Origin of the sequence: Janthinobacterium sp. SUN033, assembly GCF_030397595.1 — a bacterium.
GTDB classification, from domain to species: Bacteria; Pseudomonadota; Gammaproteobacteria; order Burkholderiales; family Burkholderiaceae_D; genus Janthinobacterium; species Janthinobacterium kumbetense.
In genome coordinates, this window is the sequence record NZ_JAPQNV010000004.1 from 290,402 (window position 1) to 302,532 (window position 12,131).

The window sequence follows — 12,131 nt, forward strand, 5'->3', positions numbered from 1 at the left end:
TCAATCGCGCGCCTTGCCGCGCGCCGGCAAAAAGCCACCCACCCCAAAAAACTTATAGTATATTTATCGCAGCATGACTCCACTGATACACCGTGTCCAACACCCGTCCGAGGAGACTATGAAGAACCATACCATCAGCCTGCTATGCGCTGTCAGCCTGCTGGCCGCCTGCGCGGTGCCAGCGACGATCACCACCTCCAACGCACAACAAGACGCCTGCAACGCGGCCGAACTCAAGGGCCAGTTTGGCGAAGCGGAACTGGCTTGCGTACAGGCGCTGCGCAGCGCCGAGCAGGCTGGGGCCAGCGCGGACATCCTCTCGCAGCGCCAGTACAACCTCGGCCGCATCAAGCGCTTGCAAGGCAAGAATGCCGAAGCGGAGCAACTGTACCGGCAAGCCCTGGCCACGGAAGAAGCGGCGCAGCCACGCAGCGATGCGCGCGTTGGCCGCCGCATGGTGGAACTGGCGTCGGCCCTGGCCGCGCAAGGCAAGTGGCAGGAAGGCACGGGCTACCTGGAACGCGTGCTGCCGTTGCTGCCGAAGCTGTCATCCGCGTCGCGCACGTATTCGGCGGAAGTGTTGCGCCAGTACGCCAGGCAGCTGCAAGGCGGTCCGCAGGCGGCACTGGGGGGGCGCTTCGACGCGGTGGCGGCCAGCCTGCAATAAGCAACTCCCGGGCCCGGCCTAGGGCTGGGCGACGTGGATGCTGGCCTTGATGTGCTTGAGGTGGGCCACGATGGTGAAGGTCATCACCACCAGCAGCGACCAGGAGCTCCATTTGCTGACATGCACCACCGACCAGGCGCCAAGCTGGTTCGGATAGCGCCACACGCCCCAGAAAGTGCTGATGTTTTCAGCCAGCCAGATGAAGAAGCCGACCAGCACGAAACCGAGCAGCAAGGGCATGCTGCGGTCGCGGTCGAGCGGACGGAACACCACGGTGGTGCGCGCGTACAAGCCCAGCGCGCAGGCGGCCAGGTACCAGCGATAGTCGCCGATGTAATGATGAGTAAAGAAGTTGGCGTAGATCAGAACAGCGATCAGCACCGCCATCCAATATGGCGGATGGTGGCGAATCCGCATGTCGAGCAGGCGCCAGGTCTGGATGATGTAGCTGCCGACCGCCGCATACATGAAGCCGGAAAACAGGGGAACGCCGAACACTTTGGTATAGGCAAAGTCGGGATAGCTCCACGACTGGATCGTCCCCGATACCTTGAATACTTCCAGCGCAAAGCCGACCGCATGGAACAGGCAAATGGCTTTCAGCTCATCCCACGTTTCCAGTCCGCTCCAAACCATCGCCGCCTGGATCGCCAGCGCCACCAGCAGCAGCACGTCATAGCGCGGCAGGCCGAACAGGCCGGCGCGCGGCACCAGGAACACGGCAGCAAAAAACAGCCCCACGAACAGGCACGACCTCGCCTCCTTGATGCCGAAATACAGGAATTCGGTCAGGAAGCGCGGCCAGCCGCGCAGGCGCTGGCGTGGAGTCGCATTTAACAGGTGGGTATCGAGGGCATTGAGCATGCAGCAACTTTATCGACGGGCTGCAGCACTGTAAAGCGATTTTGCACGCAGGCAGGTGGCGCCAGTACTGGGCAGGCACCAATAGCAATGGGGCCGGGCGCACTCACGATCGTGAGCAGGCCCGGCCCCATCATCAGGCAGCGGGACACCCCGCCGGCCTGGAACAGCTGTCAATACCTGATGCTACGGTGTTGTCAGCTGCCCTGAAAACTCTTATTGCAGTTTGATTTCGACATCAACACCAGCTGGCAGATCCAGCTTCATCAGCGCGTCAACGGTTTTGTCCGTTGGGTCAACGATGTCCATCAGGCGTTGGTGCGTACGGATCTCGAACTGATCGCGCGAAGTTTTGTTGACGTGCGGGGAACGCAGCACATCGAAACGTTGAATACGGGTAGGCAGTGGTACTGGGCCTTTGACGACAGCGCCGGTGCGCTTCGCGGTTTCAACGATTTCCAGAGCGGACTGGTCGATCAGCTTGTAATCGAAAGCCTTCAGGCGGATACGGATTTTTTGGTTTGGTGCCGACATGATATTTCCTTAAAAGAACGAACCGCGCAGTCTGCACGGCAATGAGGTCATACGGGAATTTCTGACGCTACAACCGTCAGGGTCGACATGATAGCACCAAAATGCTTGCCAACCCCGGCAGTTGAATAAAAAGAAGGGCGCCGGGCGACGACGCGTCTTCTTTTCTATTCGCTTAATAATTAAGCGATGATTTTGGCAACAACACCAGCGCCGACGGTACGGCCGCCTTCGCGGATAGCGAAGCGCAGACCTTCTTCCATCGCGATCGGGTTGATCAGCTTGACGGTGATCGACACGTTATCGCCTGGCATGACCATTTCTTTGTCTGCTGGCAACTCGATCGAACCGGTTACGTCCGTCGTACGGAAGTAGAACTGTGGACGATAGTTGTTGAAGAATGGCGTATGACGGCCGCCTTCGTCTTTCGACAGAACATAGATCTCGCCGGTGAAGTGAGCATGCGGCTTGATCGAGCCTGGTTTTGCCAGAACTTGACCACGTTGCACGTCTTCACGCTTGGTGCCGCGCAGCAGCAGACCAACGTTGTCGCCTGCTTGACCTTGGTCCAGCAGCTTGCGGAACATTTCCACGCCGGTGCAAGTCGTTTTGACGGTATCGGTGATACCAACGATTTCGATCTCTTCGCCGACTTTAACAATGCCGCGCTCGATACGACCGGTCACAACGGTACCGCGACCCGAGATCGAGAACACGTCTTCTACTGGCATCAGGAAGGCGCCGTCAACAGCGCGCTCTGGCGTTGGGATGTAAGCATCCAGCGCATCGGCCAGACGCAGCACTGCGTCAACACCCATTTCGCCTTCTTTGCCTTCCAGCGCCATACGTGCCGAACCTTTGATGATTGGCAGGTCGTCGCCTGGGAATTCGTACTTCGACAACAGCTCGCGCACTTCCATTTCAACCAGTTCCAGCAGCTCTGCGTCGTCGACCAGGTCGCACTTGTTCAGGAACACGATGATGTATGGAACGCCAACTTGGCGGGCCAGCAGGATGTGTTCGCGGGTCTGTGGCATTGGGCCGTCAGCTGCGGAGCACACCAGGATCGCGCCGTCCATCTGGGCAGCACCGGTAATCATGTTTTTGATGTAATCGGCGTGGCCTGGGCAGTCAACGTGCGCGTAGTGACGCGTTTCCGTTTCGTACTCGACGTGGGCGGTGTTAATCGTGATACCGCGCGCTTTTTCTTCTGGAGCTGCATCGATCTGGTCGTATGCTTTAGCTTCGCCGCCGAATTTCTTCGACAGAACCGTTGCGATTGCAGCGGTCAGCGTGGTTTTACCGTGGTCGACGTGGCCGATGGTGCCGACGTTGACGTGCGGCTTGGTCCGTTCGAATTTACCTTTTGCCATTTTATTCTTCCTTAGAACAATGATTTAAATGTAGGGACCGGCATTCTCGTGAAAGCCGGCCCGGAACTTCTATTACTTAGCTTTCGAGCTTACGATTGCTTCAGTCACATGCTTAGGTGCTTCAGCATAGTGCTTGAATTCCATCGTGTAAGTCGCACGACCTTGGGTCGACGAACGCAACGACGTAGCGTAGCCGAACATTTCCGACAGAGGCACTTCGGCCTTGATGATCTTGCCGCCACCGCCAGCAATTTCATCCATACCTTGCACCATGCCGCGACGCGACGACAGATCGCCCATCACGGTACCGGCGTAGTCTTCCGGCGTTTCCACTTCCACGGCCATCATCGGCTCCAGGATGACTGGCGATGCTTTGCGGCAGCCATCTTTGAATGCCATCGAAGCGGCCATGCGGAATGCATTTTCGTTCGAGTCAACATCATGGTACGAACCGAAGAACAGCGTGACTTTAACGTCAACGACTGGGTAGCCAGCCATCACGCCCGAAGTCAGCGTGTCGCGCACACCTTTTTCAACTGCAGGGATGTATTCGCGAGGAACGGTACCGCCCTTGATCGCGTCAACGAATTCAAAGCCCTTGCCCGGTTCTTGCGGTTCGATCTTCAGAACCACGTGACCGTATTGACCACGACCACCCGATTGCTTGACGAATTTGCCTTCCGACTCTTCGCACACTTTACGGATCGTTTCGCGGTAAGCCACTTGTGGCTTGCCGACGGTGGCTTCAACGTTGAATTCGCGCTTCATGCGGTCAACGATGATGTCCAGATGCAACTCGCCCATACCGGCGATGATGGTCTGGCCCGATTCTTCATCGGTACGCACGCGGAACGATGGATCTTCTGCTGCCAGACGGTTCAGCGCCAAGCCCATTTTTTCCTGGTCGGCCTTGGTTTTTGGCTCAACCGCTTGCGAAATCACTGGCTCAGGGAAGACCATGCGCTCCAGAACCACGCTTGCCTTGTCGTCGCAAAGCGTATCGCCAGTGGTGGTGTCTTTCAGACCCACAACGGCGGCGATGTCGCCAGCGCGCATTTCCTTGATTTCTTCGCGTTCGTTCGCTTGCATCTGCACGATACGGCCGATACGCTCTTTCTTCTGCTTCACGGAGTTCAACACCGAGTCGCCCGAATTCAGGGTACCCGAGTAGCAACGGATGAAGCACAGCTGGCCCACGAACGGATCGGTTGCGATCTTGAACGCCAGCGCCGAGAATTTCTCGTCGTCGTCAGCTTTACGCTCGACAGGCTGTTCATCTTCATCCAGACCAGGTACTGGCGGAATGTCGATTGGCGATGGCAGGTACTCGATGACCGCGTCCAACATGGCTTGTACGCCCTTGTTTTTAAAGGCGGTACCGCACAGCATTGGAACGATTTCGCTGGCGATGGTACGTTGACGCAGAGCAGCCTTGATCTCGGCTTCCGACAGGTCGCCTTCTTCCAGGTACTTGTTCATCAGGTCTTCCGACGCTTCAGCAGCGGCTTCAACCATGTTCTCGCGCCACTTGGCAGCATCAGCGGCCAGGTGTGCAGGAATGTCTTCGTATTCAAACTTCATGCCTTGCGAAGCGTCGTCCCAGATAACCGCTTTCATCTTGACCAGATCGATAACACCGGTGAAGACGTCTTCAGCGCCGATAGGCATCTGAATAGGTACTGGGTTGGCTTTCAGACGCGAACGCATCTGATCGTAGACCTTGAAGAAGTTGGCGCCGGTACGGTCCATCTTGTTCACGAAGGCCAGACGTGGCACTTTGTACTTGTTAGCCTGACGCCATACCGTTTCCGATTGTGGCTGCACGCCGCCGACTGCACAGTAAACCATGCAGGCGCCATCCAACACGCGCATCGAACGTTCCACTTCAATGGTGAAGTCAACGTGGCCTGGGGTGTCGATGATGTTGATGTGGTGAGCTGGGAAGTTGTTAGCCATGCCTTTCCAGAAGCACGTAACAGCAGCCGAGGTAATCGTGATACCGCGCTCTTGCTCCTGTGCCATCCAGTCGGTGGTGGCAGCGCCATCATGGACTTCGCCCAGCTTGTGGTTCACGCCTGTGTAGAACAGGACGCGCTCGGTCGTGGTCGTCTTACCTGCATCGATGTGAGCGGAGATACCGATATTACGATAGCGCTCAATGGGGGTCTTGCGGGCCATAATTAATCCTAAATGAATGGACAAAACCGAGCAGCATTTTTTTGCAAAAATGAGCCCGGCCTCGAACAACAGATGCTTGACAGCCGCCTTGCGGTAGCTGGCTTTATATTAGAAGCGGAAATGCGAGAACGCTTTGTTCGCTTCAGCCATACGATGGACTTCGTCGCGTTTTTTCATCGCGCCGCCGCGGCTTTCAGCCGCTTCCATCAGCTCACCGCCGAGGCGTTGTGGCATCGATTTTTCGCTGCGCTTGTTAGCAGCTTCACGCAACCAACGCATGGACAGAGCCATACGACGGACTGGGCGAACTTCGACCGGCACCTGGTAGTTTGCACCACCGACGCGACGGGATTTCACCTCAACCAACGGCTTGGCGTTGTTGATTGCGGTAGCAAAAACTTCGAGTGGATCTTTACCCGATTTTGCTGCGATGTGCTCGAAAGCACCGTAGATGATGTTTTCTGCAACCGATTTCTTACCGGACAGCATCAGCACGTTTACAAATTTAGCGACATCAGTGTTGCCGAATTTTGGATCTGGCAAAATTTCGCGCTTGGGTACTTCACGACGACGTGGCATATCAATTCCTTTCAATCTTCAGTTGAGCGCGCGTTCTTCGCACACTCGCGGACGACCATCATAGTCCTCCACTTACTCGACCAGATGCGGTCGACTACATTCACTTAGCTAGTTGCCACTGAGCGAAACTTGGGTTTGCTGCGTACAACCTATTACTTCTTGCCTGCTTTAGCGCGCTTGGTACCGTACTTCGAACGCGATTGCTTACGGTCTTTAACGCCTTGGGTATCCAGGGCACCGCGAACCATGTGGTAACGCACACCCGGCAAATCCTTAACGCGACCGCCGCGCAACAGCACAACACTATGCTCTTGCAGGTTATGGCCTTCACCGCCAATGTACGAAATGACTTCGAAACCATTGGTCAGACGAACTTTAGCGACTTTACGCAGAGCCGAGTTAGGCTTCTTTGGAGTCGTGGTGTAAACACGTGTGCAGACGCCACGTTTTTGCGGGCTGTTTTCCAGCGCCGGCGATTTGCTCTTCACGGTCAAAGCGACGCGTGGATTGCGAATCAATTGATTGATGGTTGGCATCGTTATAAATCCAACAAAAAACTACGATTAATAACCCGGGCAAGATGCCCGGCGACTAAAACCTCGTCCCGCTTTCATCTACTGCGCACCGGAGGCGCCCGCAGCCACTCGATAAGGAGCGGCCATGAAATGCCAAGCAATACGTAAACGATGAGCAGAATAAAATCGAGAACTCGCTAGTTTAGACCTTGTGTTACAGGGGGTCAATCAGTTTACCGCTTTTTGCTATAAAAAAAGGCAAAAAAGCGGCACTTTTGTGGCATTTTGACTAATCTTTGGGGGCGGCGCGCGGGCGCCGGCACCTCGCAGCGCTTGATGATTTGGCATTCTTTCTCTACAACCAAGCATCGGGGCCACACATTCTTGTATGACCGCAAGACAACAAAAGGATTGATAATAGCGGACATTTTTCGCTGCCCTCCTTTATGCGCCCCTTGCTTCGCCCCGCCAATCTGTTCCTGCTGCTGACCTACGCCTTGCTGACGGCCGTGCCCTTCATCCCCGCGCTGCTGGGACGTGCGCCCGAGCATCCCTGGCAGATGCTCACGTTCGAACTGCTGGCCTGGCTGGCCGTCTGGAGCGTGTTCAAGCGCCCCGCATATTTCCACTGGCTGCTGGTGCCCGCCTTCCTGGCCCTGCCGACGGAAATCTACCTGTTCATCTTCTATGGCCAGGGCATTTCCACGCACCACCTGGGTATCATCTTCGAAACCAGCCCCAAGGAAGCGATGGAATTCCTCGGGCAAAAAGTATGGCTGATGGGCGCCGTCATGCTGAGCGTGATCGCCTGGTGCGCTGCCAGTTGGTTTGCGGCCGCGCGCACGCGCGACCTCGACTGGCGCGGCAAGACGCGCCCGGCCGCCTTCGTGCTGTTACTCCTGCTGGGCGGTTTCTGGTGGTATGGCTATGAATTCGGTTTCGACGCCAAAGTCCTGCACAGCGCCCCAGCATCGGCCAAGGCCGGCAACTCGGCGGCCAGCGGCAAGGCGGGCGCCTCCGGCTTCGGCGACGCCAGCTCGGCCGATGACGAAACGGCCGAGGAAGACGAGGAAAGCAGCAAGCCGGAAAACGCCAGCATCGCCGGCGCCGATGAGACGGGCCTGGGCTGGCCCAGCCTGCCTCACTGGGCGCGCCTGCCCTACGCCTTCGACACCGTCAGCAATTCCTGGCCCTTCGGCCTGGCCGCGCGCGGCTTCGATTTCTACAAGGAACGCAAATACCTGGCCGAACTGGGACAGAAAAGCAGCAGCTTCCGTTTCGGCGCGCACCAGCAACAGCCCGATCCCCATCCGGAAGTGGTGGTCATGGTGATCGGCGAATCGTCGCGCTACGACCGCTGGAGCCTGAACGGCTATGAGCGCGACACCAACCCGCTACTGAAACAGGAAAGCAACCTGGTGCCGCTGGCCGACGTCATCACGGCCGTTTCCGCCACGCGCCTGTCCGTGCCCGTCATCATCTCGCGCAAGCCGGCCACGCAAAGCCTCAAGGATGGCTTCTCGGAAAAATCCTTCCTCACCGCCTACAAGGAAGCGGGCTTCAAGACCTACTGGCTGTCGAACCAGATCTCGTTCGGCCAGTTCGACACGCCCGTGTCCGTGTTTGCCAAGGAAGCGGACGTGGTGCAATTTCTGAACCTGGGCGGCTTTACCAACAATTCGAACTTCGACCAGATCCTGTTCGATCCGTTCAAGAACGCGCTGGCCGACCCGGCGCCGAAAAAACTCATCGTGCTGCACACGCTGGGCAGCCACTGGAACTACAGCCAACGCTATCCCAAGCAATTCGACAAGTGGCAGCCGTCGCTGTTCGGCGTCGACAAGCCCGTCTACACGGACACGGCCATCAAGCCGCAGCTGAACAACAGCTACGACAGCTCCATCCTGTACACGGACTGGTTCCTGTCGCACGTGATCGGCATGCTGAAGGACGATGGCCAGCGCACCGCCCTGCGCAGTTCTCTCGTCTACGTGGCCGATCACGGCCAGACCCTGTACGACGGCACCTGCCGCCTGGCCTTCCATGGCCACAACACGCAGTTCGAATTCCACGTGCCCGCCTTCGTCTGGTATTCGCCGCAATTCCAGCAGCACTATCCGGACAAGGTGACGCAGCTGCGGCGCCATCAAAAGGCGCGCCTGTCGACGGAAAACATGTTCCACACCCTGCTCGACCTGGGCGACATCCGTTTTGCCGGCGAACAGCCCGAATGGAGCATCGCCAGCCCCCGCTTCAAACAGCACAAGCGCTACGTCGACAGCTATGGCTGGACCAACTACGACAACGCCATCATCCGCGGCGATTGCCGCGAAGTGATCGACAAGAGCACGCCGGAGAAACAGGAAAAGTAAGCGCGGCCATCAGGCCCGTTCGAGAACGCCGCCGCAATCGGCCGGCTGCGCCATGTGCGTGCTGAGCCAGTCGAAGACGCGCCCGGCCTTGTCCGCGATGCCGGCGTCAAACCCGCGCTGCGCCAGCAGGGCGATGCCATTCGTGGCCTGCAGCACGCCGGGCGCCAGCAGCAGCGCGCCCTTGTCATCACGGCGCACGCACCATGACGCCAGACAGTCTTCCAGCAAGGGTCCCAGCACGAGGTTGTGCGACGAGACGATCACCAGGTGCTCAGCGGCCAGGCTGTGCAGCACGGCGGCCGCCGCCGCCACCGATTCGAGATGGTTCGTACCGCGGAAGATTTCATCGATCAGGAACAGCGCCGGCGCACCCTCCTCGGCCAGCGCCAGCAATTCGCGCGCGCGCCGCAATTCGGCAATGTACAAACTTTCGCCGCCATCGAGCGAGTCTTCATTCTGCATGCTCGAATACAGGGGCAGCATGGGCACCCGGGCCGCCTGCGCATAGCAAAAGCCGAAGGCGCGCGCACTGATCAGATTGAGCCCCACGCCGCGCAACAAGGTACTTTTGCCCACCGCATTCTGCCCCGAAATGAAGGCGCCGCGGCCATCGAGCCGCAGCGACAGGGGCTTGGCGCCGTCCAGCAGCGGATGCACCATCGCGTCGAGCGACAATTGGCGCGCATCGCTTTCCTGCGCCCAGCAAAACTGCGCGCGGCCGCGCAGGTGGCGCGCCAGGGCCAGGTCTGCTTCCAGCTGGGCCACCCGGGTAAAGCTGTCGCGCAAAAAGGGCAGCTGCTGCGCCGCCAGCTGGCGCGTGCGGAAATAGCGCTTGACGTTTTTCAGCAGGAGCCAGTCGCCATATTCGACTAGTACCGTATCGATGAAGGGCACGTAATGCAGCAGCGAACGCTCGATGGCCCGCGTCAGTTTTGCCGCCTGCGCGCCCTCCGCAGCCAATGGCAAGGCTGCCGGCACATCGAGCCGCGCCAGAGCGGCACGGGTTTTCAGCAGGTACCGCAAGGTATCGAGCGTGCGCTCCCACGCCTTGGCGCTTTCGTAAAAACGCGCCTGCACGGTCATCAGCGCCACGCAGGCGGCCACCACGCCAAACAGGGCCGGCCACCCCGTCAGCCAGGTAGCGGCGATGGCCAGCAACAAGGCCAGCGGCACCAGCCAGAGCCAGGCGCGCCACCAGGGCGCCGGCGCCAGCGCCGCACCAAACAGGGTTGCGCACACTTCCGTATCAGCCTGACGCAAGGGCAAGCAGGCGCGCTGCAGGCTGGCCGCCTGGGCCGGATCGTCCAGCAATTGCCGGACGCGCGCAATGGAGGCAGGATCAGCCTGGCCGCCGCTCAGACGCCGGTGCAGCTCCTGCTGGCCGAAGATGCTGGTCTCGCGCGCCAACTGCGCCGCATACTGGTCGAGCAGCAGCTCGTCCCAGGTCTGCTCATCCAGCGCTGGCGCCTCGCCCGCCAGCCGCTGCAGCATTGCCACGTCGCTGCGCGCAAAAGGATAATCGAGCGCCGGCGCGAAGACACGGGCAGGGAAAAGTTGCTGGAGGAACGGATGCATGGCGCCTGTGGAGGAGTCTATGAAAGGTATGTTCCCGCAGATGCAGGCGATTGCCAATTTATCAAGTGCAACCTGCGCGGACGGACATGCTGGACAGCGCGGACACGGCGGACAGCCGGACGAAAAATATTTTTCCCATTCAAATCAATGACTTAGCAACTGGCACGGATCGTGCATTGAGAAAGGTATCCTTCACGAGACCTGACCATGATCCGCGATACTTCCTCCCAAGACGCCGTCCTGTCCGCCCCGCCGGGCCAGCGCCACAAGCAACGCGCCCTGCTGCTGGCCGGCGCCGCCGTCGTCATCAGCGCCGCCATCGCTGCCGTTGCGGGCTGGCGCAACAGCGAACATTCCGTCAATGCCGACCGCCTGCGCATCGCCGACGTCACGCGCGGTACCCTGATCCGCGACGCCGCCGTGAACGGACGCGTGGTCGCCGCCATCAGCCCGACCCTGTACTCGACCACGGTGGCCACCGTCACGCTGAAAGCGAAGGCCGGCGACACCGTCAAGAAGGGTGACATCCTGGCCGTGCTGGAGTCGCCCGACCTGTCGGACGCGCTGAAACGCGAGCAGTCGAGCGTGCAGCAGCTGGAAGCGGAAGTGGCGCGCCAGCAGATCCTGGCCAAGAAACAGAAACTGCTGGCCCGGCGCGAAGCGGACACGGCGGAAATCGAGCGCCTGTCCGCCCAGCGCACGCTGGAGCGCTATGAAAGCGTGGCGCAGGTGGGCATCATCGCCAAGATCGATTACCAGAAGGCCAAGGATGCCTTGAATTCCGCCGAGATCCGCAGCAAGCACGCTTCGCAGGCGGCGGGCCTGGAAGGCGAGGACGTGACCCTGGCGCTGAAGACCCGGGTCAACGAACTGGAACGCCAGCGCCTGAGCCGCGACAACGCCCAGCGCAGGGTCGACGAGCTGACCGTGCGCGCGCCCGTCAATGGCTTCATCGGCACACTGTCGGTGGCCAACCGCAGCGTGGTGCAGGCCAACACGGCCCTGATGACCCTGGTCGACCTGTCGCAGCTGGAAGTGGAGCTGGAAGTACCGGAAACGTATGTGGCCGACATCGGCCTGGGCATGAGCGCCGAGATCGAAACGGGCGCCATCCGCGCCTCCGGCAAGCTGTCGGCGCTGTCGCCCGAAGTGGTCAAGAACCAGGTGCTGGCGCGCGTGCGCTTCAACGGCGAACAGCCGGCCGGCCTGCGCCAGAACCAGCGCGTCTCGGCACGCCTGCTGATCGACGAGCGCCCCAATGTGCTGATGCTGGCGCGCGGGTCCTTCGTCGAAGCCGAAGGCGGACGCTTTGCCTACGTGGTGCGCGATGGCGTGGCCGTTCGCACGCCCATCAAGCTGGGCGCCACCAGCATCTCGGCCGTCGAGATTCTGGGGGGCCTGAAGCTGGGCGACAAGGTGGTGGTCGCCGGTACGGAAAATTTCGCGAACGCGGCCCGCGTCGCACTCAATTAATTTCAGT

General features: G+C 59.5%; 11 protein-coding genes. 4 read left to right on the forward strand and 7 right to left on the reverse strand.

What is annotated here, in order from left to right; all coding sequences use genetic code 11:
* Positions 1-118: 118 nt before the first annotated feature.
* Positions 119-667 (forward strand): tetratricopeptide repeat protein, encoded by a 549-nt coding sequence (locus OX460_RS18465; protein ID WP_289899528.1) that lies wholly within the window; start codon positions 119-121, stop codon positions 665-667.
* A gap of 18 nt (positions 668-685) precedes the next feature.
* Here the strand turns inward: OX460_RS18465 and OX460_RS18470 are convergent, their stop codons facing one another.
* The 6 genes from OX460_RS18470 to rpsL all read right to left on the reverse strand — a co-directional run bounded on the left by OX460_RS18470 (position 686) and on the right by rpsL (position 6,725).
* A complete protein-coding gene (locus OX460_RS18470) occupies positions 686-1,531 on the reverse strand; it encodes a DUF817 domain-containing protein (protein WP_077398829.1) in 846 nt (281 codons plus the stop codon).
* Positions 1,532-1,744: 213 nt separating this feature from the next.
* Complete coding sequence (gene rpsJ, locus OX460_RS18475; RefSeq protein WP_010394389.1) at positions 1,745-2,062, reverse strand: 30S ribosomal protein S10; 318 nt, start codon at positions 2,060-2,062, stop codon at positions 1,745-1,747.
* Between the two features lie 179 nt (positions 2,063-2,241).
* Positions 2,242-3,432, reverse strand: a complete 1,191-nt coding sequence (tuf, locus tag OX460_RS18480) for an elongation factor Tu (protein WP_077398776.1) — start codon at positions 3,430-3,432, stop codon at positions 2,242-2,244.
* Between the two features lie 72 nt (positions 3,433-3,504).
* On the reverse strand, positions 3,505-5,610 hold the full coding sequence (gene fusA, locus OX460_RS18485; protein ID WP_077398827.1) for an elongation factor G: 2,106 nt from the start codon (positions 5,608-5,610) through the stop codon (positions 3,505-3,507).
* A gap of 108 nt (positions 5,611-5,718) precedes the next feature.
* The gene (rpsG, locus tag OX460_RS18490; RefSeq protein ID WP_010394377.1) at positions 5,719-6,189 is read right to left on the reverse strand and encodes a 30S ribosomal protein S7; all 471 of its coding nucleotides are present in this window, start codon (positions 6,187-6,189) and stop codon (positions 5,719-5,721) included.
* 152 nt (positions 6,190-6,341) lie between these two features.
* Positions 6,342-6,725, reverse strand: coding sequence for a 30S ribosomal protein S12 (rpsL, locus tag OX460_RS18495; RefSeq protein ID WP_010394376.1), 384 nt, complete (start codon positions 6,723-6,725; stop codon positions 6,342-6,344).
* A gap of 425 nt (positions 6,726-7,150) precedes the next feature.
* On the opposite strand from rpsL, the gene OX460_RS18500 reads away from it, so the two are divergent.
* Positions 7,151-9,076, forward strand: a complete 1,926-nt coding sequence (locus OX460_RS18500; RefSeq protein ID WP_289899529.1) for a phosphoethanolamine transferase — start codon at positions 7,151-7,153, stop codon at positions 9,074-9,076.
* Between the two features lie 9 nt (positions 9,077-9,085).
* Here the strand turns inward: OX460_RS18500 and OX460_RS18505 are convergent, their stop codons facing one another.
* Positions 9,086-10,651 carry a DNA mismatch repair protein MutS gene (locus tag OX460_RS18505; protein ID WP_289899530.1) on the reverse strand — a complete coding sequence of 522 codons (1,566 nt, stop codon included), beginning with the start codon at positions 10,649-10,651 and terminating at the stop codon, positions 9,086-9,088.
* Positions 10,652-10,670: 19 nt separating this feature from the next.
* Here OX460_RS18505 and OX460_RS18510 point away from each other — a divergent pair, with 19 nt between their 5' ends.
* Entirely contained in the window at positions 10,671-10,802 is a 132-nt protein-coding gene (locus OX460_RS18510) for a hypothetical protein (RefSeq protein ID WP_289899531.1), read from the forward strand.
* A 56-nt stretch (positions 10,803-10,858) separates the two neighbouring features.
* Positions 10,859-12,124: an efflux RND transporter periplasmic adaptor subunit gene (locus tag OX460_RS18515; RefSeq protein WP_289899532.1), complete on the forward strand. Its 1,266-nt coding sequence runs from the start codon at positions 10,859-10,861 to the stop codon at positions 12,122-12,124.
* Positions 12,125-12,131 lie beyond the last annotated feature (7 nt).

Excerpts from the sequence above, each read along its gene's own strand:
- OX460_RS18465 (WP_289899528.1), top strand. The coding sequence starts at position 119 with ATGAAGAACCATACCATCAGCCTGCTATGCGCTGTCAGCCTGCTGGCC.
- OX460_RS18470 (WP_077398829.1), bottom strand. The coding sequence starts at position 1,531 with ATGCTCAATGCCCTCGATACCCACCTGTTAAATGCGACTCCACGCCAG.
- rpsJ (WP_010394389.1), bottom strand. The coding sequence starts at position 2,062 with ATGTCGGCACCAAACCAAAAAATCCGTATCCGCCTGAAGGCTTTCGAT.
- tuf (WP_077398776.1), bottom strand. The coding sequence starts at position 3,432 with ATGGCAAAAGGTAAATTCGAACGGACCAAGCCGCACGTCAACGTCGGC.
- fusA (WP_077398827.1), bottom strand. The coding sequence starts at position 5,610 with ATGGCCCGCAAGACCCCCATTGAGCGCTATCGTAATATCGGTATCTCC.
- rpsG (WP_010394377.1), bottom strand. The coding sequence starts at position 6,189 with ATGCCACGTCGTCGTGAAGTACCCAAGCGCGAAATTTTGCCAGATCCA.
- rpsL (WP_010394376.1), bottom strand. The coding sequence starts at position 6,725 with ATGCCAACCATCAATCAATTGATTCGCAATCCACGCGTCGCTTTGACC.
- OX460_RS18500 (WP_289899529.1), top strand. The coding sequence starts at position 7,151 with ATGCGCCCCTTGCTTCGCCCCGCCAATCTGTTCCTGCTGCTGACCTAC.
- OX460_RS18505 (WP_289899530.1), bottom strand. The coding sequence starts at position 10,651 with ATGCATCCGTTCCTCCAGCAACTTTTCCCTGCCCGTGTCTTCGCGCCG.
- OX460_RS18510 (WP_289899531.1), top strand. The coding sequence starts at position 10,671 with ATGAAAGGTATGTTCCCGCAGATGCAGGCGATTGCCAATTTATCAAGT.
- OX460_RS18515 (WP_289899532.1), top strand. The coding sequence starts at position 10,859 with ATGATCCGCGATACTTCCTCCCAAGACGCCGTCCTGTCCGCCCCGCCG.